Below are 23,421 nucleotides of genomic sequence, written 5' to 3'. Positions count from 1 at the left end.
TGCCTCCGCGCGCCCGGTTCCGGCGCGCGGCCGAACGACGAGGAGTACGCGCCCATGTCCGTCCTGACCACCGCGCCGGATGCCGTCCCCGCCGGCGAGGAACCGCCGGATACCGGCGAGCGGCACCGGCTGACCGCTGTCACGGGCCTCGCCGCGCTGTCGCTGGACGCGATGGCGTCCGTGGCGTACGGCCCCGAGGCGATCGTCCTGGTCCTGGCCGGCGCCGGCGCGCACGGCCTCGGCTTCACCCTGCCGGTGACGCTCGCCATCGCGGCCCTGCTGGCGGTCCTGGTCGCCTCCTACCGGCAGGTCATCGCCGCCTTCCCGGACGGCGGCGGCTCCTACGCCGTCGCCCGGGCCCACCTCGGCGCCCGCACCAGCCTGGTGGCCGCCGCCTCCCTGGTCCTGGACTACGTCCTCAACGTCGCCGTCGCCGTCACCGCGGGTGTCGCCGCCCTCACCTCCGCCTTCCCCGGCCTGTACGGCCACCGGCTCTCGCTCTGCCTCGTCGTGCTCGCCCTGATCACGGGCGTCAATCTGCGCGGCATCGTGGAGTCGGCGCGGGCGTTCATCGTGCCGACCGCGGTGTTCGTCGGCTCGATCTTCGTCCTGATCGCCGTCGGACTGTTCCGCTCCCACCCGGTGAGCACGGCGGCCGCGGCCGGCCACCCCTCGGTCGTCGCGGACAACGCCACCACCGTGGGCACCCTGCTCCTGCTGAAGGCGTTCGCTTCCGGGTGCGCCGCGCTGACCGGCGTGGAGGCCATCGCCAACGCCGTGCCCTCCTTCCGGGTGCCCCGCGCGCGCCGCGCCCAGCGGGCGGAGATCGCCCTCGGCGCCGTACTCGGCCTGATGCTGATCGGCCTGTCCGTGCTGATCGGCCGCTTCCATCTCCAGCCGGTCGAGGGCGTCACGGTCCTCGCCCAGCTGGCCGACGCCGCCCTCGGCCACCACGCGGCGTTCTACGTCATCCAGTTCGCCACGATGATCCTGCTGGCCCTGTCCGCCAACACCTCCTTCGGCGGGCTGCCCGTGCTGCTGAAACTGCTCGCCCGCGACGACCACGCGCCGCACGTCTTCGCCCTGAAGGCCGACCGCCAGGTGCACCGGCACGGCGTCCTGGCGCTCGCCGTGGTCTCGGCCGCGCTGCTGGTGTTCTCCGGCGGCGACACCAACACCCTGGTCCCGATGTTCGCCATCGGCGTCTTCGTCGGCTTCACCATCGCCCAGGTCGGCATGGTCCGGCACTGGCGCGCGGAGCGGGGCCGCGGCCGGCGCGGCAAGGCGCTGCTGAACGGCTGCGGCGCGCTGCTCACCGGCGTGGCCGCGGTCGTCGTCACCGCGAGCAAGTTCACCGAGGGCGCCTGGCTGATCGTGCTCGCGCTGCCCGCGCTGGTCGCCGCCTTCGAGGCCGTGCACCGCGCCTACGGCCGGATCGACGAGCGCCTCGGGCTCGGCCAGGTCCCGCGCGTCCCGCACCGCGAGCGCTCCCTGGTGATCGTGCCCGTCTCCTCGCTGTCCCGGCTCACCTCGGAGGCGCTGACGGCGGCGGCCTCCCTCGGCGACGAGGTCCGGGCGGTGAGCGTCTGTCCCCCCGACCCCGAGGACCGGGTGCGGGCCCACGCCTTCGCGCGCTCCTGGCGGGACTGGGACCCCGGCGTCGAACTGGTGCGCCTGGCCCCCGAGCGGCACGGCCTGGGCCGTCCGATTGCCGCGTACGTCCGCGCCGTGGCCGCCGCCGAGCCCGGCACCCGGGTGACCGTGCTGATCCCGGAGGCCGAGCCGGAGCGGCTGTGGCAGCGGCTGCTGCAGAACCAGCGCGGCGCGGTCGTGGCGCACGCGGTACGGCGGGAGACCGACGCGGTGATCTGCCGGCTGCGCTTCCGGCTGTGAACCGGCCACCGCGCCACGGGCCTACTGACCAGTACGGATCACTTCCCGTAAGAGACCCGTCAAAGGCGAAGGGGCTGCCGTAAGAGGGCCGTCAACGACGACCGGAACCGGCCACGGAGGCGTTTTCCTCTAACCGTCCGCTTTCTTTCGCACCTCATTCCAGGAGTTCACGATGGCCGATCTGGCCTTCGTCGTCACCACGATCGTGTCGTTCGCGCTGGTGGCTCTCGTCGCCAAGGGGGTGACGAAGCTGTGACCGCCGAGAACATCGTCGGCCTGATCGTGGCCGTCGCCCTGCTGGGCTATCTCGTCCTCGCCCTGATCTTCCCGGAGAGGTTCTGACGGTGAGCCCCGTACTCGCAGGCTTCCTGCAACTGCTCGCCCTGATAGGCGTGCTGGCACTCGCGTACATCCCGTTCGGCGGCTACATGGCCCGGGTCTACACCTCCCCCAAGCACCTGCGGGCGGAGAAGTGGATCTACCGGGGCATCGGGGCGAACCCGGACGCCGAGATGACCTGGCCCGCGTATCTGCGCGGGGTCCTTGCCTTCTCGGCCGTGAGTGTGCTGTTCCTCTACCTGCTCCAGCGGTTCCAGGGGCTGCTGCCCGGCTCGCTGGGCTTCTCCTCGGTCGGCCCGGCCCAGTCGTTCAACACGGCCGTGTCGTTCGTGACCAACACCAACTGGCAGTCGTACTACGGCGAGCAGACGATGGGGCACGTGGTGCAGACCGCCGGTCTGGCCGTGCAGAACTTCGTCTCCGCGGCGGTCGGCATGGCGGTGGCGGTCGCCCTGGTACGCGGCTTCGCCCGCTCCCGCACCGGGGAACTCGGCAACTTCTGGGCCGACCTGGTGCGCGGCACGGTGCGCATCCTGCTGCCGGTGGCCGCCGTGGCCGCCGTACTCCTGGTGGCCGCGGGCGCGATCCAGAACTTCTCCGGCATCCACGAGGTCGGCCAGTTCATGGGCGGCTCCCAGCAGTGGAACGGCGGCGCGGTCGCCTCCCAGGAGGCCATCAAGGAGCTGGGCACCAACGGCGGCGGCTACTTCAACGCCAACTCCGCCCACCCCTTCGAGAACCCCACCGCCCTCACCAACCTGCTGGAGATCTTCCTGATCCTGGTCATCCCGTTCTGCCTGACCCGCACCTTCGGGGTGATGGTCGGCTCGGTGAAGCAGGGTTACGCGATCCTCGCCACGATGGCCACCATCTGGGTGGGCTTCACGCTGCTGATGATGGCGGCGGAGTTCGCCCACCACGGCCCGGCGCTCCAGGCGGCGGGCGGCGCGATGGAGGGCAAGGAGACCCGCTTCGGCGTCGCCGGTTCCTCGCTCTTCTCGGTGGCGACGACGCTCACCTCCACCGGCGCGGTGGACTCCTTCCACTCCTCCTTCACCGGCCTCGGCGGCGGCATCACCATGCTCGGCATGATGCTGGGCGAGATCGCGCCCGGCGGTGTCGGCTCCGGCCTGTACGGCATGCTGATCATGGCCGTGATCGCGGTGTTCATCGCCGGTCTGATGGTCGGCCGCACCCCCGAGTACCTGGGCAAGAAGATCGGCGGCCGCGAGATGAAGCTCGCCGCCTGCTACATCCTCGTCACCCCGACGCTGGTCCTGGTCTTCACCGCGGCCTCGATGGCGCTGCCGACCCCGCCGCACTCCATGCTCAACCCGGGCGCGCACGGGTTCTCCGAGGTGCTGTACGCCTTCACCTCCGCGTCGAACAACAACGGCTCGGCCTTCGCCGGTCTGAACGCCAACACCGACTGGTTCAACACCATGACCGGGCTCGCGATGCTGTTCGGCCGCTTCCTGCCGATGGTGTTCGTGCTCGCGCTCGCCGGCTCCCTCGCCGGGCAGCGGCCGGTGCCGGCCACCACCGGCACCCTGCGCACCGACAAGCCGCTGTTCACCGGCCTGCTGGTCGGGGCGATCCTGATCGTCACCGGTCTCACCTACTTCCCGGCCCTCGCGCTGGGCCCGCTCGCCGAAGGGCTGGCGTGATGACGACCCGAACGGAATCCCACGAGGACGCGATGTCCACTCCCACCCTTGCGCCCCACCAGGACGCGCCCACCGGGCACAAGACCGACGAGGGCCGCGTCGGAGCGGGCCTGTTCGACCCGGGGCAGCTGCTGAAGTCCCTGCCCGAGGCGGTGCGCAAGCTCGACCCCCGGGTGATGGTGAAGTCGCCCGTGATGTTCGTGGTGTGGGTCGGCTCGGTCCTCACCACCGCGTTCTCCTTCAAGGACCCCGGCGACTGGTTCGGCTGGACCATCAGCGCCTGGCTGTGGCTGACCGTGATCTTCGCCAACCTGGCGGAGGCCGTCGCCGAGGGCCGCGGCAAGGCCCAGGCCGACACCCTGCGCAAGGCGAAGACCGACACCGTCGCCCGTCGGCTGGTGAACGGCGCCGAGGAGCAGGTCCCCGGCACCGCGCTGACCATCGGCGACCTGGTGGTGTGCGAGGCCGGCGACATCATCCCCGGTGACGGCGATGTCGTCGAGGGCGTCGCCTCGGTGGACGAGTCGGCGATCACCGGCGAGTCCGCCCCGGTCATCCGCGAGTCCGGCGGCGACCGCAGCGCCGTCACCGGCGGCACCAAGGTGCTCTCCGACCGCGTCGTCATCCAGATCACGACGAAGCCCGGCGAGACCTTCATCGACCGCATGATCGGCCTGGTCGAGGGCGCCGCCCGGCAGAAGACCCCCAACGAGATCGCGCTCAACATCCTGCTGGCCTCGCTGACCATCGTCTTCCTGCTGGCCTGCGCCACCCTGCCGCCGTTCGCCGACTACGCGGGCACCCATCTGACCATGGTGGTGCTGGTGGCCCTGCTGGTCTGCCTGATCCCGACCACCATCGGCGCGCTGCTGTCCGCGATCGGCATCGCAGGCATGGACCGCCTCGTGCAGCGCAATGTGCTCGCCATGTCGGGCCGCGCGGTCGAGGCCGCCGGTGACGTCTCCACCCTGCTGCTGGACAAGACCGGCACCATCACCCTCGGCAACCGCCAGGCCGCCGAGTTCGTGCCGGTGCGCGGGACGACCGAGGCCGAGGTCGCGGACGCGGCCCAGCTGTCCTCGCTGGCGGACGAGACCCCCGAGGGCCGTTCCGTCGTCGTCCTCGCCAAGGAGCGCTACGGGCTGCGCGAACGCCACCAGGGCGAGCTGGCGGGCGCCGAGTGGATCGCCTTCACCGCGCAGAGCCGGATGTCCGGCGTGGACATGGACGGCCGCCGGATCCGCAAGGGCGCCACCGCCTCCGTCATCACCTGGGTACGCGAGCAGGGCGGTGAAGTCGACGCGGACGCGCAGGAGTTGACCGACAAGATAGCCGCGGCCGGCGGCACCCCGCTGCTCGTCGCCGTACAGGACGGGCGCGGCGCCCGCGTCCTCGGTGTCATCCACCTCAAGGACGTCGTCAAGGAGGGCATGCGCGAGCGGTTCGAGGAACTGCGCCGGATGGGCATCAAGACCGTGATGATCACCGGTGACAACCCGCTGACCGCGAAGGCGATCGCCGAGGAGGCGGGCGTCGACGACTTCCTCGCCGAGGCCACCCCCGAGGACAAGATGGCCCTCATCAAGCGGGAGCAGGCCGGCGGCAAGCTGGTCGCGATGACCGGTGACGGCACCAACGACGCGCCCGCGCTCGCCCAGGCCGACGTCGGCGTCGCGATGAACACCGGCACGTCGGCCGCCAAGGAGGCCGGCAACATGGTCGACCTCGACTCCAACCCGACCAAGCTGATCGAGATCGTCGAGATCGGCAAGCAACTCCTCATCACCCGGGGCGCGTTGACGACGTTCTCCATCGCCAACGACGTGGCGAAGTACTTCGCGATCATCCCGGCGCTGTTCGCGGCCGTCTATCCGGGCCTGGACAAGCTGAACATCATGCGGCTGGCCTCGCCGGACTCCGCGATCCTGTCCGCCGTCATCTTCAACGCGCTGATCATCATCGCGCTGGTGCCGCTGTCCCTCAAGGGCGTGCAGTACCGGCCGATGAGCGCGGACAAGATGCTGCGCCGCAACCTCGGCCTCTACGGCATCGGCGGCCTGATCGCCCCCTTCATCGGGATCAAGCTCATCGACCTGCTCATCTCCCTCATCCCCGGAATCGGCTGATCGCCATGAACAACTCCGTCACGAACACCGCCCGGTTGCTCTGGGCGGGCCTGCGGGCCCTGCTGGTGCTGACCCTGGTGACCGGCGTCCTCTACCCGCTGGCCGTCACCGGTGTCGCCCAGGCGCTGTTCCCCGGCCGGGCGAACGGCTCCGAGATCACCTCGCACGGCAAGGTCGTCGGCTCCTCCCTGATCGGCCAGCAGGGCTACGGCCTGAAGTACTTCCAGCCCCGGCCCACCGCCGGACTCGGCACCAACTCCGTCAACACCCGGTACAAGCTGATCCTTTCCGGGGCGACCAACCTGGCCGCCGACAACCCCAAGCTCGTCAAGTCCGTCGAGGACGCCCGGGCGAAGGTCGTGGAGGACAACTCCGTGCCCGGCTACACCGTGCGGCCCGCCCAGGTCCCGGCGGACGCGGTCACCTCCTCCGGCTCCGGCCTCGACCCGGCCATCTCCCCGGCGTACGCCGAACTCCAGGTGCACCGGGTCGCCGAGCGCAACGGCCTGTCCGTCGCGCGGGTCGAGCAACTGGTGAAGGAGCACACCCAGGGCCGCGCCCTCGGCTTCGTGGGCGAGCCGCAGGTCAACGTCCTCGAACTCAACGTCGCGCTGCGGGACCTCACCGCACGGCGGTGACGGCCGCACCCGACCCGCACACGGGAGCTGGCGCCCCGGGATGCCTCCCGGCGGCGCCGGCTCCCGCGGCTTCCCCCGCGAAGCCCCCTTCACGGACAGGAGAGTGACACCCATGACCCGGGTGCTCGTGGTCGAGGACGACCCGCAGCTCGTACGGGCCCTCGTCATCAACCTGCGGGCGCGCCGCTACGGCGTCGACGCCGCCCCCGACGGGGCCACCGCCCTGCGTCTCGCCGCCGCGCGCAGACCCGACGTGGTCCTGCTGGACCTCGGGCTGCCCGACATGGACGGCGTCGACGTCATCCGGTCGCTGCGCGGCTGGACCCGGGCCCCGGTCATCGTGCTGTCCGCCCGGCAGGCGTCCGGCGAGAAGGTCGCGGCGCTCGACGCGGGCGCGGACGACTACGTCACCAAGCCGTTCAGCATGGACGAGCTGCTGGCCCGGCTGCGCGCCGCGGTCCGCCGCACCGAGGACGCCCCGGCCGCGCCGGAGCGGGTCCTGGTGCGGACGCCGCACTTCAGCATCGACCTGGCGGCCAAGAAGGTGTCACGGGACGGCAGGGACGTACGGCTCACCCCGACCGAGTGGCAGCTGCTGGAGATCCTGGTGACCAACCCCGGCCGGCTGATCACCCAGCGGCATCTGCTGCGAGAGGTATGGGGCGTCACCCAGGCCGACAAGACCAACTACCTCCGCGTCTACATGGCCCAGCTCCGCCGCAAACTGGAGAACGACCCCGCGCATCCCCGGTACCTGATCACGGAGCCGGGGATGGGGTACCGGTTCGAGGGGTGAGCGGGGCGGGGGCCGCGCGCTCCGGCCGGACGGCCACGTCGGGCCCCGGCCGCCTCGGTTGCCGGGCGCGGGCATCGGAGGGCGCGGGATCGGGATCGGGAGCCGGGAGCCGGTGGCGGTCCTGGTGACCTCCGTGACGGGGCCTCGGTTCGGGCCGTCGGGCTGCGCGGGCCGAACTCAGGTCCCCGGACGGTCGGGACCGGGGCGGCGCGGTCCGGGACATCCGGTTCCTCCCTTGGCCGGTTCGGGCCCGCGTGCGGGCTCGGGTTCTGGGCGCCGGTTCAGTGCCGCAAGTGCCGGGCTCCGGGCGTCGTTTCAGGCGTCGTTTCAGGCCACAGGACGGCGCGGCGGTGTCGCGCTCGGCGGCCGACCGCCCCCTCCGTGCGCTGCCACCCCTGGGGGTGGCTCCCCCCAGGGTGGCTCAGCCCCCAGGCTGTCGGCCCCCGGTCCGCTCAGGCCCCCCGGGGCTTCGCTTCACACCCCCGGCGGCGCGACCCCCAGCTCCCGTTCCACGTCGCCGCTGTCCAAGCGCAGCCGCAACGTGTTGCGACGGTGGGCGCTCGTCAGCGCGGCGTGCAGAGGGGAGGGCGGGACCGCGAGTACGGGGCAGGTGGCGTGGGCGAGGCAGTAGCGGCTCACCGAGGGCCACAGGCCGCGGCGCAGCCGCCCGCGGCCACCGGCCCCGATCACGAGGAGGTCGCCGTCGCGCCCGGCGAGGCGCACCAGCGCGGGCCCCGGGGCGCCCCGGGCGACGAGCGTCCCGCCGGGCAGCCCGGTCGAGGCGTCGCCGAACACGGCGCGCAGCGCGTCGAGGAGCCGTTCCCGGGCGAGCCGTTCCCACTCCGGGACCAGCGCCGCCGCGGCGGGAAAGCGGCGCGCGGCGAGATCCCCCTCCGGCGGCTCCCAGGCCGTCACCGGCCACAGCTGCGCCCCGCGCAGCCGGGCCTCGATTGCGGCCCGCCCGAGCGCGGCGAGACTGCCCGGCGAGCCGCTGACCCCCACCAGCACACGCGCCGCCGCCGACTCCTGGTACTTCGACATCGCTGCCACCTTCTGCGGACGGCGGCCGTCGGACGACGAGGGCGTCCCGGCCGGCGGTTCTCGGGGATCCCCTCCATCACACCCGCGTTCCAGGCCCCGGAACAGGGCGTACGCCCTTTCTTGGCGCTCCGCTGACGCCCTGTCCCGGGCCCTCCCGGAGCGGCCGTCAGCAACCCGTCAAAGCCGCCCGGCTCACCGTCAGCGTCACGTCAGGAAGGGTCCGGCAACCGGGTGGCGCGGGCATACCGTCGACAGCGAACCCCGGGCCGCCTCCCCGCGTCCGGGGTCTCCCAGACTCCACGCTCCCCGCCTCACGGGAGGCATCCCATGACCGAACTCCGCCACGGCGACGACCCCGAGCCCCCCGAACCGTTCCCGGCCGGATCCCTGTACGTCCCGGTCCGGCCGGGACCCTCCGGGCACGCGGTACGGCTCTTCCGCACCCCGCTCGGCGAGCGCACCGCCGTCGCCTTCACCTCCGTACGCCGGCTCACCGCAACCCTCGGCTCCGGCCACGCCTTCATCCGCCTCGCGGGGGCCGAACTGCGCACCCTGACCGCACCGCTCGGCGTCACCGTCCTCACGGTGGACCCGCAGTTCACCGCCCCCGCGCCCGCCCCGGTACCGCGGCCCGCCCCGGCCGCCGCCCGCGCGCCGCGGACCGCCCGGATCGCCTGAGCCGGGCGCCCGAGCCCGGCTCGCCTGAGCTGGGAGCTCCCGAGCCCGGACCGCTTGACGACGGAACGCCCGAAAGAGGAACGCCGAGATGACCACGGTCCACGAACTGCCCACGACCACCGACGCGTTGTCGGTCTGGCCCGCCTCCACCACCGAGCCCCGCGCGGGCGACCTCGCGGTGGGCGGCGTCCCGCTCGCCGAGGTCGCCGACCGCTTCGGCACCCCCGTCTACGTCCTGGACGAGGCCGAGGTCCGCGACCGCTGCCGTACCTACCGCCACGCCTTCCCCGACGCCGAAGTCCTCTACGCCGCCAAGGCGTTCCTGTGCCGGGCCATGGCCCGCTGGATGGAGGAGGAGGGCCTCGGCCTGGACGTCTGCTCCGCCGGGGAACTCGAACTCGCCGTCACCACCGGCTTCCCGCCCGAGCGGATCGTGCTGCACGGCAACGCCAAGACCCCGCGCGACCTGGAGGCCGCGCTGCGCCTGGGCGTCGGGCGCGTCGTCATCGACAGCCCCTCGGAGATCGCCCGGCTGGCCGCCGCCGTCGGGCCGGACGGCCGGCAGAAGGTGATGGTGCGCGTCGTCCCCGGCATCAGCGCGGGCGGCCACGACAAGATCCGCACCGGCACCGAGGACCAGAAGTTCGGCCTCTCCATCCGCGACGGCTACGCGCTGCACGCCCTGACCCGCATCCTCGACCAGCCCAATCTGGAACTCACCGGCCTGCACTGCCACTTGGGCTCCCAGATCACCACCGTCAAGCCCTATCTGACCGCCGTGCGCCGGATGGTCGGACTGATGACCCGGCTGTACGAGCAGCACGGCGTGGTGCTGCCCGAACTGGACCTCGGCGGCGGCCACGGCATCGCCTACCGGCCCGGCGAGGAGGCCCTGGACCTCACCTCACTGGCCCGAAAGGTGCGCGCCGAACTCGCCGGCGCCTGCGCCTCGGCCGGGCTGCCGGTGCCCCGCCTGATCATCGAACCGGGCCGGGCGATCGCGGGCCCCGCCGGGATCGCCCTGTACCGGGTGCTGTCGGTCAAGCACACCGGCGAGCACGTCTTCGTCGCCGTGGACGGCGGCATGAGCGACAACCCGCGCCCCGCCCTGTACGGCGTGCGGTACGCCCCCCGGCTGATCGGCCGGCACAGCGCCGCCGACCCGGTCCGCACGACCGTCGTGGGCCGGCACTGCGAGGCGGGCGACGTGCTCGCCGCCGACGCCGAACTCCCCGCCGACCTCCGCCCCGGCGACCTCCTCGGCGTACCGGTCGCCGGCGCCTACCACCTCTCCATGGCCTCCGGCTACAACCTGGTCGGCCGCCCGCCCGTGGTCGCCGTACGCGACGGCCGGGCCCGGCTGCTGGTCCGCCGGGAGTCGTTGGAGGACATCCGCCGCCGCGACGTCGGCCTGTGAGCGGCGACCGCCCCGCCGGAGCGCTCCGGCGGGGCGGTCGCGCCCCACCGTGCCGTCGCCCCACCGCGCCGGACATGTCTGCTCCATATATGGTCATCCTGTGGCCAATATGAACGAAGATATTAACCTCACCAAGCGCCTGCTGGAGCAGTTCCTGGTGGTCGCCGAGGAGGAGCACTTCGGCCGCGCCGCCGAGCGCCTGCACATGAGCCAGCCGCCGCTGAGCCAGTCGATCCAGCGACTGGAGCGGGGCCTCGGCGTGCGGCTGTTCGAGCGCGGGTCCGGCGGGGTCTCCCTCACCCCGGCGGGCGAGGTGTTCGCCGTGGACGCCCGGCGGCTGCTGGACGCCCAGTCCGCCGTGATCGAGCGGGTACGACGGGTCGCGAGCGGCCTGGAGGGCGATGTCCGGGTGGGCTATGTGACCGTCCTCAGCCACCACTACCTGCCCGGGCTGCTGCGCGCCGCCGCCGAGGAACTGCCGGGTCTGCGCGTCCATCTGCACCAGGACACGCCCGCCGGGATCGCCGAGATGGTCCGCTCCGGCGCACTGGACCTCGGATTCCTGCGCGACCCCTCGAACCTGTCCGCCGAGATCGTCAGCGAGGCGTTCGCGGTCGAGCGCATCGCCGCCGCGCTGCCCCACGACCACCGGCTGGCGGACGCCGCCGCCATCGACCTGGCCGACCTGCGCGACGAGGACTTCGTGCTGCCCGCCCCCGGCGCGCTCCCCGCCCTCGCCCAGCAGGTCCAACTCGCCTGCCACGAGGCCGGGTTCATCCCGCGCGCCCGCGCGGAGGCCGACGACCTCACGGGCCTGTACAGCTATGTCGCCTCCGGCCTGTGCGTCGGCCTGCTCCCGGACCGGCTGCGCGACTTCCCCGTCCCGGGCCTCACCTGCGTCCCGCTGCGCGACGAATCGCCCCTGCTGGAAACCGTGGTGGTCGCGGTCCGCCGCCCCTCCGCCGACGCCACCGTGCTGCGCCTGCTGGACCTGATCACCCGCCACGCCACCGGCTGATCCCGGCCCCCGCCCCGCCCTCGACCCCTGCTCCACCGGCCCGCCCGGCGACTTCTGCTGCTCCACCGCCACCCCGCCGGGCCCGCCGCCCAGGGCATGTGAGGGGCGGGCGTGGCCGCATCGGCCCTGCGCCACCTGGGAGTTCGGCGGGACGCGGACGCGGCGGGGGACCGTCGGTAGCCTGGCGGCTGATCCGGACGACCGGCCGATCCGGACCGCCGGCCGGCCCCGGCCGGACGACCGGAACCGGCCCCCACTCCCGCGAGGTGCGACGTGCAGTTCACCACCCGGCCCACCCTGCAAGGCACCTTCGGCATGGCCTCCGCCACCCACTGGCTGGCCGCCCAGTCCGCGATGGCCGTGCTGGAGGACGGCGGCAACGCCTTCGACGCGGCCGTGGCGGGCGCCTTCGTGCTGCACGTCGTGGAGCCGCACCTGAACGGCCCGGCCGGGGAGGTGCCGATCCTGCTCGCCCCGGCCGGCGGCGCGGTCCGGGTGCTGTGCGGACAGGGCGTGGCCCCGGCGGCCGCCACCGCCGCGCACTACCGGGACCTCGGCCTGGACCTCGTCCCCGGCACCGGCCCGCTCGCCGCCGCCGTGCCCGGCGCCTTCGACGCCTGGCTGCTGCTCCTGCGCGACCACGGCACCAAGTCCCTCGAGGACGTGCTGAAATACGCCATCGGCTATGCGGAGCACGGCCATCCGCCGGTGGAGAACATCGGCGCGACCGTCGCCGGCGTACGAGCCCTGTTCGAGACGGAGTGGACGTCCTCGGCCCGGCTGTACCTGCCCGGTGGCCGCGCGCCCCGCCCCGGGGTGCCGCTGCGCAACCCCGCCCTCGCCGCCACCTGGCGCCGGCTGCTCGCCGAGACCGCGCGGGCCGGGAACCGGGAGGCCCGCATCGAGGCGGCCCGCGAGGTGTGGCGCACCGGCTTCGTCGCCGAGGCCCTGGTACGGCAGTCCCGGCGCCCCACGCTCGACACCAGCGGCGAACGGCACACCGGCACGCTCGACGCGGACGACCTCGCCAACTGGTCCGCGTCGTACGAGGACCCGGTGTCGTACGACTGGAACGGCTGGACCGTGTGCAAGGCGGGCCCCTGGAGTCAGGGCCCCGCCTTCCTCCAGCAACTCGCCCTGCTGCCACCGGAACTGCCCGAGTACGGCAGCGCCGACTACGTCCATCTCCTCGTCGAGGGCTGCAAGTTGGCCATGGCCGACCGGGAGGCGTGGTACGGCGACGCCGCCGAGGTGCCGCTCACGGAGCTGCTGTCGGACGAGTACAACGCCGGGCGGCGCGCGCTGATCGGGAGCGAGGCGTCGTACGAACTGCGCCCCGGCGCCCCCGGCGGCCGCACCCCCCGGCTGCCCGGCCCGGCCCGCGAACCCGCGCCGCTCGCGGGCGAGGGGTTCGACCCGATGGGCGTGGGGGAGCCGACGGCCGCGCGGCTGTCCGGCGACCCCCGGGTGGCCGCCGACGGGAGCACCCGGGGCGACACCTGCCACCTGGACGTGGTCGACCGCTGGGGCAACATGATCGCGGCCACGCCCAGCGGCGGCTGGCTCCAGTCCAACCCCGTCGTGCCCGAACTGGGCTTCCCGCTCGGCACCCGGCTCCAGATGGCCTGGCTGGAGGAGGGCCTGCCGAACACCCTCACCCCCGGCCGCCGCCCCCGTACCACCCTGACCCCCTCCCTCGCGCTGCGCGACGGCGTCCCGGTCATGGCGTTCGGCACGCCCGGCGGCGACCAGCAGGACCAGTGGCAGCCGCACTTCCTCCTCGCCGTCGCCCTGCGCGCCCCCGTCCGCGGCGGACTCGACCTCCAGGGCGCCGTGGACGCCCCGAACTGGCACAACGACGCCTTCCCCAGCTCCTTCTACCCGCGCGGCCACCGTCCCGGAGCGCTGACCGTCGAGTCCCGGATGCCGGACGAGGTGGTGGCCGGCCTGCGCCGCCGCGGCCACGACCTCACCCTCGGCCCCGCCTGGTCCGAGGGCCGCCTGTGCGCGGTCGCCCGAGACCCGGAGACCGGCGTCCTGTCGGCGGCGGCGAACCCGCGCGGCATGCAGGGGTACGCGGTGGGACGCTGAACCTCCGGCTCCGTCGGGTCCACCGGCCGCCTGCCTCGCCACCCGGCCCCGCGCTGTCGGTGCCCCGGCATATCCTGGCTGCGAGTGGCCATCGGCTGACGAAGGGGTCCGAAGGTGCCGTCGATGCTCGATGCGGTCGTGGTGGGTGCGGGGCCGAACGGACTGACCGCCGCGGTGGAACTGGCCCGGCGGGGCTTCTCCGTGGCCCTGTTCGAGGCGTGCTCCACCGTGGGCGGCGGCGCCCGCACCGAGGAGCTGACCCTGCCCGGCTTCCGGCACGACCCGTGCTCGGCCGCCCACCCCCTCGGCATCAACTCGCCCGCCTTCCGCGCCCTGCCCCTGGAGCGCTACGGCCTCGAATGGCTGCACGCCGAGCTGCCCATGGCGCACCCCTTCCCCGACGGCACCGCGGCCGTGCTCTCCCGCTCGGTCGCCGAGACCGCCGCCTCCTTCGGACCGCGCGACGCGGGGCCGTACCGCAGACTGGTCGAGCCGCTGCTCGCCCACTGGGACACGCTCGCAGGGGACTTCATGTCCCTGCCGCTGACCGCGCTGCCCCGGGACCCCCTCACGCTGGCCCGCTTCGGCCTGGCCGGGCTGCCGCCGTCCACCTGGCTGATGCGCCGGTTCAAGGACGAGCGGTTCAAGGCCCTGTTCGCCGGGCTCGTCGCCCATGTGATGGCCCCGCTGGACGGGCTCGCCACCGGTGCCGTCGGCCTGGTCTTCGCGCTCGCCGCGCACGCCCGCGGCTGGCCGGTGGCCCGCGGCGGCTCCCAGGCCATCTCCGACGCGCTGGCCGCCTACCTCCGCGACCTCGGCGGCGCGGTGCACACCGACTACCAGGTCAAACGGCTGGACGACCTGCCGCCCGCGCGGGCCTACGTCTTCGACACCTCGCCCGCCGCCCTCGCCCGCATCGCCGGCTTCGGCGCCCACTACGACCGCTACCGCTACGGCCCCAGCGTCTTCAAGATCGACTACGCGCTGGACGGCCCGGTGCCCTGGACCGCCCCCGAGGCCCGCCTCGCCGGCACCGTCCAGATCGGCGCGAGCCGGGCCGAGATCGACACCGCCCTGCGGGCCGCCTCCCGGGAGGGCCGCGCCCCCGACCGCCCGTTCATGATCACCGTGCAGCCCAGCGTGGCCGACCCCGGTCGCGCCCCGGCCGGCAAGCACGTCTTCTGGGCGTACGGCCATGTGCCCAACGGCTGGTCCGGCGATCTCACCGACGCCATGGAGCGGCAGCTGGAGCGCTTCGCCCCCGGCTTCCGCGACCGCGTCCTCGCCCGCGCCGTCGCCGGCCCCGCCGAGATGGCCGCCCGCAACGCCAACTACGTGGGCGGCGACATCGCCTGCGGTGCCGCCGCCGGGCTCCAGCTGCTGTTGCGCCCCCGCCCCACCCTGTTCCCGTACCACACCCCCCACCCGGCCGTCTTCCTCTGCTCCTCGGCCACCCCGCCGGGACCGGGCGTCCACGGCATGTCGGGACACAACGCGGCGAAGGCCGTCTGGCGGAGACTGAGACGGACGTGATCGCCGACCGGGACGGGCGTGACCGCTGACCGAGAGCGAGGCCAACACGACCGCGCACGGAGACCGAGGCGGACGTGACCTCGGGCGGAGAGTGAGGCAGACATGACCGGCATCCTGCTCGTCCAGGGCGACATCACCCACCAGAGTGCCGACGCGATCGTCAACGCGGCCAACTCCTCGCTGCTCGGCGGCGGCGGGGTCGACGGCGCCATCCACCGCCGCGGCGGCCCCGAGATCCTCGCCGAGTGCCGCGCCCTGCGCGCCGCGCGCTACGGCCGGGGGCTGCCGACCGGACAGGCCGTCGCGACCACCGCGGGGCGGCTCGACGCCCAGTGGGTGATCCATACCGTCGGACCGGTTTTCAGCGCGAGCGAGGACCGTTCACTGCTGCTCGCCTCCTGCTACCGCGAATCCCTGGACATCGCCGACGCACTCGGCGCCCGCACCGTGGCGTTTCCGGCCATCTCCACCGGCGTCTACCGCTGGCCCATGGCGGACGCCGCACGGATCGCCCTGGAGACCGTCCGCGCCGCCGAGACGGCCGTCGAGGAGATCCGCTTCGTGCTCTTCGACGCCCCGGCATATGAGGTTTTCGCCCGTCAGATCGGTTGACCGGACGGCTTCTTCACACCTTCTTTCCGCGCTCTTGTCATTCCTTGCGAACAACTCACGGACCCCTATCCGGAATTGTCGGAGCAGCAGCGCGTAATCACCGCAACCCGGGCGGTGAGCTGGCCTGTTGGCGCACCTCGGCGTGGCAAAGGTTCCCCTAAGCGGGTGATAGCATCCCCGCGTCTGTGACCTTGGTCCCCTCGGCTCAGGCACCGCAGAAAACGGTTTCGGTCCGGTCCTCCGCGCGACCTGCCCGACCCGTTCGCGACCGGTCGTCCCACACCGGTGGTGCGGTGCACTTCCGCCAACGGTCGCGGGCTAACCGCCAGGAAAGGTTTCCATGATTCGAGACGCACTTGTCTGGTGCCTGGTTGTCGTGGCGGCGCTCGGCGTCGCAGCGACCGTGGTCCTCAGTCGTCGCGCCAAGGCCATCGCGGCGAACAAGGACAGGTCCGAAGCCGCACTGACCCAGCGACTGAGCGAGGCCGACGGCCGCCTCGCCACTTTACGAGCAGAGCTCCACCAGCACCGGACGGACCACGCCAAGACCATCCAGGAAGCCGAGGAGGCGGCGGAGGACAGCACCAAGGCCGTGCTCAAGGGTTCCGCGCGCTTCCTGCAGAGCCTCGCCGCCGAGCAGCTGGCGCTGCTGGAAGAGATCCAGCGCAAGTACGGCGGCCACTCCGTCCTCGGCGACCTCCTGGAGGTCGGCCACGCCAACGCGCAGATGGCACGCAAGGCACAGGGCATCGCCGTGATGTGCGGCGCCCCGCTGGGCCGCCGCAGCCGCGCCGCCAGCGTCTACGACGTGGTGCGCAGCGCCCAGGGCCAGATCCGCAACTTCCGGCGCGTGGAGATCATGCAGCAGACCGGCTTCGCGCTGAAGGCGTCGGCGGTCTCGCCCGTCGCCCTCGCCGTCGCCGAACTGCTCGACAACGCTGCCAGCTTCTCCCAGCAGGGCTCGCCCATCGAGGTGACGTTCCAGCGCGTGCAGAAGAACCTCTGCATCGTCATCGACGACGCGGGCGTCGGCATGAACGACGAGGAGCGGCAGAAGGCCACCGCCCTGCTCTCCGGCCAGTACCGCCCCCGGCTGTCCCAGCTGGGCAACCAGCCGAAGTTCGGCTTCCCGGTGATCGGCCTGCTGTCCCAGCAGTACGGATTCCGGGTGGACGTGACCGGTGTCTCCCGCTACGGCGGTGTGCGCGCGGTCGTGCTGCTGCCCGAGGAGCTGTGGACCGAGGAGGAGACCGCACCGGTGAATGAGGTCCAGCCCGTGGCCGAGCAGCCCGGCGCCCCCGCCGCCCGGCCCGAGCCGGTGGCGCGCACCGCGGGCGGCCTGCCCCGGCGCGGCGCCCGCCAGGTGCCCATAGCCAGCGTTCCCGACCAGGACACCGTCGGCCTGCCGCACGTCGCGGCGGAGGAGGACGCCGGCCGTGCGGCCGGCCGCAGCCTGGGTGCCTTCCAGCGCGGCACGCTCTCCGGCCGCAACCTCTCCGCGGCACCGTCCGAAGGGTCCGATGACACATGATCACAGACCTGTCGTGGATGCTCGAGGACATCGTGGCCAACGTGCCCAAGGCACGCCACGCCGTCCTGCTGTCCGCGGACGGCCTGCCCCGCGGGGCGACCGACGGCATGGCCCAGAAGGACGTGCGGACCATCTCCGCCGCCATGGCGGGCATGCAGTCGCTGAGCCGGGCCACGTCCCACTTCGCCGGGGACGGCCCGGACCGGCAGTGGAACCAGACCATCATCGAGTTCTCGCACGGCTGGATCTTCCTGATCGGGGCCGGGCAGGGCGCCTATCTCGCGGCGGCCGCGGCACCCGATGTCGACATGCAGCAGATCTCCTTCCGCATGCACCGGCTCGTCGCCCGCCTCGGCAACAACCTCACCTCGCCGCCCCGGGTGCACGCCGACGAGAACGCGGCACACGCCCAACGCGCCCGCGCCGGACGGGAGATCGGCACCGGCATCCGGATCGCCGACCTGGACGAGGTGATCGGCGAGGTGCGCGGCGCCCAGCACGCCGTACTGCTCGGCGGCGACGGACTGCCCCGCGGCGCCACCACCGGCATGAGCCAGGACCTCGCGGACACCATCTCCGCCGCGATGACCGGCATCCACGCCTACAGCCGCGCCACCGCCCAGTTCGCCGGCGTCCATCCGGACGCGTCCTGGCGGCAGACGGTCATCGAGTTCTCGCACGGCTGGATCTTCCTGATCTCGGCCGGGCGGGGCGCCTTCCTCGCCGCGGCGGCCCAGCACGACGCCGATATCGAGGAGTTCACCACCCGGCTGCACCGGGTGGTGCCCCGACTCGGCGCCTATCTGTCCCCGCACGGGGAGGCGAGCCGCGCGTGAGCGACGAGCCCGACGAGGACCTGGAACTCACCTCCGCATTAGTCCCGTTCTTCGTGATCACGAACGGGCGCTCCCTGCCCCCGGAACACGCCTACGGGCACACGACACTCGTGTCCGCGAGCGAGCACGCAGCCACCACGGCCCGCACGCTCACCCCGGAGGCCCGGCAGGTTCTGGACCTGGTCATGGACGGATTCCTGTCCGTGGCCGAGGTGGCCGCCCACACCCATCTGCCGCTGGGGGTCGTCCGGATCCTGCTGGCCGAGATGGAGGACGGCGGCCTGATCATCGCGCGGAAGCCGGTGCCCCGCGCGGAACGTGTCGACCGTGACGTACTGAACGCCGTGCTCGACGGCCTCAGAGCCCGATTCGGAGCGTGATTCGTGTACCTGGATTCAGGTGTCCGTACGGCGGTGAAGGTGCTCGTGGTGGGGCACTTCGGGGTCGGCAAGACCACGTGCATCGCCAGCATCTCCGAGATCGAGCCGCTGCGGACCGAAGAAGAGATCACCGAGGCCAGCGAGGGCTTCGACGATCTGTCGGGCACCCCCGACAAGACCACCACGACGGTCGCCATGGACTTCGGCCGTCTGACCATCAACGACGAGCTGGTGCTGTACCTTTTCGGCACCCCCGGCCAGGAACGCTTCAAGGAGATGTGGGAGGAGCTGTCCCGAGGGGCCCTCGGCGCGCTCGTCCTCGTCGACCCCGAGCGGCTGTCCGAGTCGTTCCCCATCCTCGACCTGGTCGAGCGGTTCGGGCTGACGTACGCCATCGGCGTCAACCACTTCGACGGCACGCCCGGCTACCCCCTCTCCGAGGTGCGCGAGGCCCTCAACCTGTCCGCGGACACCCCCGTCGTCCCCTGCGACGTCCGCAACGAGCAGTCGTCGGCCAACGCGCTGATCACCCTCGTGCACCACCTTCTCTCCCTCATCGACTAGGAGCCCCCCGCTCATGCAGCAGCGACCCGGCATAGAGCCGCCCCCCGGCTGCCCCGCACACGGGAACATCCCGCTCTACGGCCCCCGGTTCGGCTCCGACCCGGACGGCCACTACGCCCATCTGCGCGGCCTCGGCCCGAGCGCGCCGGTGGACATCGCGCCCGGCGTCGAGGTCGAGCTGGTCACCAGCTACGACGCCGCGCTCTACATCCTCCAGAACCCCGCCTCCTTCGTCCGCGACTCGCGGCGCTGGAACGCGCTGAACGAGGGCCGCGTGCCCGAGGACAGCCCCGCGCTGCCGATGCTGGCGTACCGGCCCAACGCGCTGATGAGCGACGGCGCGGCGCACGCCCGGCTGCGGCAGGCCGTCACCGACTCCCTGGCCAGCGTCAACGAGCTCCAGCTGGTGCGTCAGACCCAGGCGTCGGCCGACTACCTGATCAGCCGCTTCAGCTCGGAGCGCATGGGCCAGGCCGAGCTGATGGCGGAGTACGCCCAGCCGCTGCCGCTGCTGGTCTTCAGCGACCTGTTCGGCTGCCCGCCCGAGATCGGTGACCGGGTCATCGCGGGCATCACCGGCCTCTTCTCCGGCACCAAGGGCGCCGACCAGCTGCTGGCCGAGGCGCTGAACGAGCTGATCGCCCTCAAGCGCCGCAACCCGGGCGAGGACCTGACGACGCGGCTGATGCAGCACTCGGCGCAGCTGACCGACGAGGAGATGATGCACCAGCTCATCACCCTCCTCTCCGGCGGCACCACGCCGCTGTCCGCCATGATCGGCACCGCGAGCGCGCTGATCCTCGGCGAGGAGTGGCAGTCGGGCCTGCCGGTCGAGGACGCCGTCACCCAGGTCCTGTGGAACTACCCGCCCATCGCCAACTACGCGGCCCACTACCCCACCCATGACGTGGAGCTGGGCGGCCGGGTGGTCAAGGCGAACGACCCGGTGCTGATCTCCTTCGCGGCGGCCAACACCGACCCCCGGCTCGCCGAGCACCGCGAACAGCTCAGCGCCAAGGCCCACCTGGCCTTCGGCGCGGGCCCGCACGCCTGCCCCGCCAAGGACCCCGCGTTCGTGATCGCGGTGACCGCCGTGGAGACCTTGCTCAACCGGCTCCCGGACATCGAGGTCCGGATGCCGTTCAAGGACCTCAGCTGGATCCCGGCGCCCTGGAGCCGCTCCCTGGTGGCCCTGCCGGTGCGCTTCACCCCGCGCATCGTGGTGCCGACGGCGGCCCAGCGGACGGAAACCCCGGCGGCGGCCCCCGGCGGCCATGTCACGGCCACCCCCCGGCCGGCGCCGAGCGGCGCGTCCAAGCCCAAGTCGGGCCTGTTCAGCCGCTTCCTGGCCTGGACACGCGGCGAGTAGCCCACGCCGACGGGCTGCCGTGACCGGCCGCCCGCTCCCACCCCGCCCGGAACCACACCCCCGGGGCGCGGCCTCGCCCGCCCCCGGCACGGCCGGCCCCCGCCGACCGACACGGCGCTCCGCGAGACGAGCCGCGCCCGGCCGGCGCCACCGTGCGGACCTCCCGGCGGGCCGGACCGCCGAGACCGCCTGCCGTCTCGTCCCCGTCCGCGCGGGTCCAGGCACCCGGGGGTCCCCGGCCGCCTGGCAGCCGGTCACCTCCTCCGCCCGGCCCACGACGGCACCACCGCCGCCGCGGGCCGGGGCCGGCCGGCTCCCGGTACCGGAGGCGGACCGGGACCGCGCGACACCGGCCGGGGCCCCGCGCACCGGGTTGGGTAGCATCGCGCGAAGCGCCTGCCCGCAGGCCGACGCCGAAGAGGCGAGCCGCAGCGTCCGAGCCGCAAGGAGCCCGATGAACCCCGCCGCCACCGCCCCCGCCGCGGTGGGCACCGCCCTGCTGGACGACTTCTCGCTGGAGATGACCGGCAAGGACGTGCCCGCACTGGAGGAGGCGGGGGGCAGCATCCCGCGGGGCACCCGGATCAACGTCACCTTCCTCGCCGGCGAGGACCACGCCACCCGGCTCGCCGCCGCCCGCGCGGTCCGCCGGCTCGGCTTCGTCCCCGTGCCCCACATCTCGGCCCGCCGGCTGCCCTCCCGCGCCGCCCTGGAGGAGTTCCTCGCGGGTCTCGCCGCGGACGGCACCGCGGACGACGTGTTCGTCGTCGGCGGCGACCCGGCCCGCCCCGAGGGGCCGTACGAGGACGCCCTCGCCGTCATCCGCAGCGGGCTGCTGGAACGCCACGGCGTGCGCCACATCGGCATCAGCGGCTACCCCGAGGGCCACCCCGCGATATCCGGCCCCGCGCTGTGGTCGGCGCTCACCGACAAGGCGGCGGCCATCGGCGCCGGCCCCTTCACCGGCGATGTGATCACCCAGTTCGGCTTCGACGCCGAGCCGGTCCTCGACTGGCTGGCGGCCGTCCGCGCCCGGGGTGTCGACCTGCCCGTCCGTATCGGCGTCCCCGGCCCGGCCGGCGTCCGCCGCCTCGTCGGCTACGCCACCCGCTTCGGCGTCGGCACCAGCGCCTCCGTCGCCCGCAAGTACGGCTTCTCGCTGACCAACCTGCTGGGCACCGCGGGCCCCGACCGCTTCCTGCACGCGCTCGGCGAACGGTACGACCCCGCGCGCCACGGCGTGGTCAAGGTGCACTTCTACACCTTCGGCGGGCTGCGCACCACGGCGCAGTGGGTCGGCGCGTTCCGCGAGCGAGCGCGCTGACGGCGGCCGGCGGGGCCCGGCCTACGTGTCGGAATTCCGCCAGCGCGCCGCTGCCGCGCTGGTCATCCTGGAGACATGCAGACAGCGACGCACCTCGACCGGGAGCATTGCGTCCGTGCCGTGCAGTCCAAGGACGCGCGGTTCGACGGATGGTTCTACACGGCCGTGCTGACCACCGGCATCTACTGCCGCCCCAGCTGCCCCGTCGTCCCGCCCAAGCCCCGGAACATGACGTTCTACCCGAGCGCGGCCGCCTGCCAGCAGGCCGGGTTCCGCGCCTGCAAGCGCTGCCGCCCGGACACCACCCCCGGCTCCCCGGAATGGAACCAGCGCGCCGACCTGGTGGCCCGCGCCATGCGCCTGATCACCGACGGCGTCGTGGACCGCGAGGGGGTGCCCGGCCTCGCCGCCCGGCTCGGCTACAGCACCCGCCAGGTGGAGCGGCAACTGCTCGCCGAACTGGGCGCCGGACCCCTCGCGCTCGCCCGCGCCCAGCGCGCCCAGACCGCCCGGCTGCTCATCGAGACCACCGCGCTGCCCATGGCGCAGATCGCCTTCGCGGCCGGCTTCTCCTCCATCCGCGCCTTCAACGACACCGTCCGCGAGGTCTTCGCCCTCGCCCCGAGCGAGCTGCGCCGGCGCGTACCGGCCGGCCGCGCGGCGGGCGACGCCACCCCGGGCACGCTGTCCCTGCGGCTGCCGTTCCGCGCCCCGCTCAACCCGAGCAACCTCTTCGGCCACCTCGCCGCCACCGCCGTACCGGGCGTCGAGGAATGGCGGGACGGCGCCTACCGGCGCACCCTCCGGCTGCCGTACGGCCACGGGATCGTCGCCCTCACCCCGCGCCCCGACCACATCGCCTGCCGCCTCACCCTCGGCGACCTGCGGGACCTGGCCGTGGCGATCAGCCGCTGCCGGCGGATGCTCGACCTGGACGCCGACCCGGTCGCCGTCGACGACCGGCTGCGCACCGACGCGCTGCTCGCCCCGCTGGTCGACAAGGCGCCGGGCCGCCGGGTGCCGGGCACCGTGGACGAGGCCGAGTTCGCGGTGCGGGCCGTACTCGGACAGCAGGTGTCCACGGCCGCCGCCCGCACCCACGCGGCCCGCCTCGTCACCGCGCACGGCAAGCCCCTGGACGATCCCGAGGGCGGCCTCACCCATCTCTTCCCGTCGCCCGAGGCGCTGGCCTCCGTCGATCCCGAGACCCTGGCGATGCCCCGCACCCGGCGCACCACCTTCACCACCCTGGTGAGTCAACTCGCCGACGGTACCCTCCACTTGGGGGTGGAATCCGACTGGGCCGAGGCCCGCGCCCGGCTGCTCGCGCTGCCCGGCTTCGGACCCTGGACGGTCGAGGTCATCGCCCTGCGCGCCCTGGGCGATCCGGACGCCTTCCTGCCCACCGACCTCGGCATCCGCCGCGCCGCCGGTGAGCTCGGGCTGCCGTCCACCCCCGCCGCGCTCACCGCGCGCGCCGAGGCATGGCGCCCGTGGCGGGCGTACGCGGTGCAGTATCTGTGGGCGACCGACAGCCACCCGATCAACGTCCTTCCCGTGTAAGAGGG

The 23,421-nt window shown here is 73.3% G+C and carries 20 protein-coding genes; 19 read left to right on the top strand and 1 reads right to left on the bottom strand.

The features are described 5' to 3' along the window. Positions 1 to 54 precede the first annotated feature (54 nt). The 6 genes from GHR20_RS07170 to GHR20_RS07145 all read left to right on the top strand — a co-directional run bounded on the left by GHR20_RS07170 (position 55) and on the right by GHR20_RS07145 (position 7,459). On the top strand, positions 55 to 1,893 hold the full coding sequence (locus GHR20_RS07170; protein WP_153812675.1) for an APC family permease: 1,839 nt from the start codon (positions 55 to 57) through the stop codon (positions 1,891 to 1,893). Between the two features lie 252 nt (positions 1,894 to 2,145). Continuing rightward, positions 2,146 to 2,235: a K(+)-transporting ATPase subunit F gene (gene kdpF, locus GHR20_RS07165; protein ID WP_037659531.1), complete on the top strand. Its 90-nt coding sequence runs from the start codon at positions 2,146 to 2,148 to the stop codon at positions 2,233 to 2,235. Between the two features lie 2 nt (positions 2,236 to 2,237). Beyond that, entirely contained in the window at positions 2,238 to 3,899 is a 1,662-nt protein-coding gene (gene kdpA / locus GHR20_RS07160) for a potassium-transporting ATPase subunit KdpA (protein ID WP_111581237.1), read from the top strand. Then, complete coding sequence (gene kdpB / locus GHR20_RS07155) at positions 3,899 to 6,025, top strand: potassium-transporting ATPase subunit KdpB (protein WP_181515952.1); 2,127 nt, start codon at positions 3,899 to 3,901, stop codon at positions 6,023 to 6,025. The genes kdpA and kdpB overlap by 1 nt, the downstream gene beginning before the upstream one ends. 5 nt (positions 6,026 to 6,030) lie before the next feature. Continuing rightward, on the top strand, positions 6,031 to 6,663 hold the full coding sequence (locus GHR20_RS07150) for a potassium-transporting ATPase subunit C (RefSeq protein ID WP_153812674.1): 633 nt from the start codon (positions 6,031 to 6,033) through the stop codon (positions 6,661 to 6,663). 112 nt (positions 6,664 to 6,775) lie between these two features. Then, a complete protein-coding gene (locus GHR20_RS07145; protein ID WP_153812673.1) occupies positions 6,776 to 7,459 on the top strand; it encodes a response regulator transcription factor in 684 nt (227 codons plus the stop codon). A 474-nt stretch (positions 7,460 to 7,933) separates the two neighbouring features. Here the strand turns inward: GHR20_RS07145 and GHR20_RS07140 are convergent, their stop codons facing one another. Continuing rightward, positions 7,934 to 8,500 carry a universal stress protein gene (locus GHR20_RS07140; protein ID WP_153812672.1) on the bottom strand — a complete coding sequence of 189 codons (567 nt, stop codon included), beginning with the start codon at positions 8,498 to 8,500 and terminating at the stop codon, positions 7,934 to 7,936. 327 nt (positions 8,501 to 8,827) lie between these two features. On the opposite strand from GHR20_RS07140, the gene GHR20_RS07135 reads away from it, so the two are divergent. The 13 genes from GHR20_RS07135 to GHR20_RS07075 all read left to right on the top strand — a co-directional run bounded on the left by GHR20_RS07135 (position 8,828) and on the right by GHR20_RS07075 (position 23,416). Beyond that, positions 8,828 to 9,178 (top strand): SAV_915 family protein, encoded by a 351-nt coding sequence (locus GHR20_RS07135; RefSeq protein ID WP_148023188.1) that lies wholly within the window; start codon positions 8,828 to 8,830, stop codon positions 9,176 to 9,178. 88 nt (positions 9,179 to 9,266) lie between these two features. Further along, positions 9,267 to 10,595, top strand: a complete 1,329-nt coding sequence (gene lysA / locus GHR20_RS07130) for a diaminopimelate decarboxylase (protein WP_153812671.1) — start codon at positions 9,267 to 9,269, stop codon at positions 10,593 to 10,595. 109 nt (positions 10,596 to 10,704) lie between these two features. Further along, entirely contained in the window at positions 10,705 to 11,613 is a 909-nt protein-coding gene (locus GHR20_RS07125; RefSeq protein WP_111581244.1) for a LysR substrate-binding domain-containing protein, read from the top strand. 315 nt (positions 11,614 to 11,928) lie between these two features. Then, positions 11,929 to 13,704, top strand: coding sequence for a gamma-glutamyltransferase (locus GHR20_RS07120; protein WP_153815880.1), 1,776 nt, complete (start codon positions 11,929 to 11,931; stop codon positions 13,702 to 13,704). A 123-nt stretch (positions 13,705 to 13,827) separates the two neighbouring features. Further along, entirely contained in the window at positions 13,828 to 15,237 is a 1,410-nt protein-coding gene (locus GHR20_RS07115; protein WP_153812670.1) for an NAD(P)/FAD-dependent oxidoreductase, read from the top strand. 102 nt (positions 15,238 to 15,339) lie between these two features. After that, a complete protein-coding gene (locus GHR20_RS07110) occupies positions 15,340 to 15,849 on the top strand; it encodes an O-acetyl-ADP-ribose deacetylase (RefSeq protein ID WP_153812669.1) in 510 nt (169 codons plus the stop codon). Positions 15,850 to 16,189: 340 nt separating this feature from the next. Next, complete coding sequence (locus tag GHR20_RS07105) at positions 16,190 to 17,380, top strand: ATP-binding protein (protein WP_153812668.1); 1,191 nt, start codon at positions 16,190 to 16,192, stop codon at positions 17,378 to 17,380. Continuing rightward, entirely contained in the window at positions 17,377 to 18,216 is an 840-nt protein-coding gene (locus GHR20_RS07100) for a roadblock/LC7 domain-containing protein (protein WP_243877962.1), read from the top strand. The genes GHR20_RS07105 and GHR20_RS07100 overlap by 4 nt, the downstream gene beginning before the upstream one ends. Beyond that, positions 18,213 to 18,596, top strand: a complete 384-nt coding sequence (locus GHR20_RS07095; RefSeq protein ID WP_111581248.1) for a DUF742 domain-containing protein — start codon at positions 18,213 to 18,215, stop codon at positions 18,594 to 18,596. The genes GHR20_RS07100 and GHR20_RS07095 overlap by 4 nt, the downstream gene beginning before the upstream one ends. 3 nt (positions 18,597 to 18,599) lie before the next feature. Continuing rightward, a complete protein-coding gene (locus tag GHR20_RS07090; RefSeq protein WP_111581249.1) occupies positions 18,600 to 19,160 on the top strand; it encodes an ATP/GTP-binding protein in 561 nt (186 codons plus the stop codon). A 13-nt stretch (positions 19,161 to 19,173) separates the two neighbouring features. Then, positions 19,174 to 20,529 (top strand): cytochrome P450, encoded by a 1,356-nt coding sequence (locus GHR20_RS07085; protein ID WP_153812667.1) that lies wholly within the window; start codon positions 19,174 to 19,176, stop codon positions 20,527 to 20,529. A 454-nt stretch (positions 20,530 to 20,983) separates the two neighbouring features. Then, positions 20,984 to 21,853, top strand: a complete 870-nt coding sequence (locus GHR20_RS07080; protein ID WP_194858833.1) for a methylenetetrahydrofolate reductase — start codon at positions 20,984 to 20,986, stop codon at positions 21,851 to 21,853. A 75-nt stretch (positions 21,854 to 21,928) separates the two neighbouring features. Further along, the gene (locus GHR20_RS07075; protein ID WP_153812666.1) at positions 21,929 to 23,416 is read left to right on the top strand and encodes an AlkA N-terminal domain-containing protein; all 1,488 of its coding nucleotides are present in this window, start codon (positions 21,929 to 21,931) and stop codon (positions 23,414 to 23,416) included. Positions 23,417 to 23,421 lie beyond the last annotated feature (5 nt).

The sequence above is a fragment of the Streptomyces sp. SUK 48 genome (assembly GCF_009650765.1).
Classification (GTDB): domain Bacteria; phylum Actinomycetota; class Actinomycetes; order Streptomycetales; family Streptomycetaceae; genus Streptomyces.
This window is presented reverse-complemented; position numbering and strand designations above follow the sequence as displayed.

Excerpts from the sequence above, each read along its gene's own strand:
- GHR20_RS07170 (WP_153812675.1), top strand. The coding sequence starts at position 55 with ATGTCCGTCCTGACCACCGCGCCGGATGCCGTCCCCGCCGGCGAGGAA.
- kdpB (WP_181515952.1), top strand. The coding sequence starts at position 3,899 with ATGACGACCCGAACGGAATCCCACGAGGACGCGATGTCCACTCCCACC.
- GHR20_RS07150 (WP_153812674.1), top strand. The coding sequence starts at position 6,031 with ATGAACAACTCCGTCACGAACACCGCCCGGTTGCTCTGGGCGGGCCTG.
- GHR20_RS07145 (WP_153812673.1), top strand. The coding sequence starts at position 6,776 with ATGACCCGGGTGCTCGTGGTCGAGGACGACCCGCAGCTCGTACGGGCC.
- GHR20_RS07140 (WP_153812672.1), bottom strand. The coding sequence starts at position 8,500 with ATGTCGAAGTACCAGGAGTCGGCGGCGGCGCGTGTGCTGGTGGGGGTC.
- GHR20_RS07135 (WP_148023188.1), top strand. The coding sequence starts at position 8,828 with ATGACCGAACTCCGCCACGGCGACGACCCCGAGCCCCCCGAACCGTTC.
- lysA (WP_153812671.1), top strand. The coding sequence starts at position 9,267 with ATGACCACGGTCCACGAACTGCCCACGACCACCGACGCGTTGTCGGTC.
- GHR20_RS07125 (WP_111581244.1), top strand. The coding sequence starts at position 10,705 with ATGAACGAAGATATTAACCTCACCAAGCGCCTGCTGGAGCAGTTCCTG.
- GHR20_RS07120 (WP_153815880.1), top strand. The coding sequence starts at position 11,929 with ATGGCCTCCGCCACCCACTGGCTGGCCGCCCAGTCCGCGATGGCCGTG.
- GHR20_RS07115 (WP_153812670.1), top strand. The coding sequence starts at position 13,828 with ATGCTCGATGCGGTCGTGGTGGGTGCGGGGCCGAACGGACTGACCGCC.
- GHR20_RS07110 (WP_153812669.1), top strand. The coding sequence starts at position 15,340 with ATGACCGGCATCCTGCTCGTCCAGGGCGACATCACCCACCAGAGTGCC.
- GHR20_RS07105 (WP_153812668.1), top strand. The coding sequence starts at position 16,190 with ATGATTCGAGACGCACTTGTCTGGTGCCTGGTTGTCGTGGCGGCGCTC.
- GHR20_RS07100 (WP_243877962.1), top strand. The coding sequence starts at position 17,377 with ATGATCACAGACCTGTCGTGGATGCTCGAGGACATCGTGGCCAACGTG.
- GHR20_RS07085 (WP_153812667.1), top strand. The coding sequence starts at position 19,174 with ATGCAGCAGCGACCCGGCATAGAGCCGCCCCCCGGCTGCCCCGCACAC.
- GHR20_RS07080 (WP_194858833.1), top strand. The coding sequence starts at position 20,984 with ATGAACCCCGCCGCCACCGCCCCCGCCGCGGTGGGCACCGCCCTGCTG.
- GHR20_RS07075 (WP_153812666.1), top strand. The coding sequence starts at position 21,929 with ATGCAGACAGCGACGCACCTCGACCGGGAGCATTGCGTCCGTGCCGTG.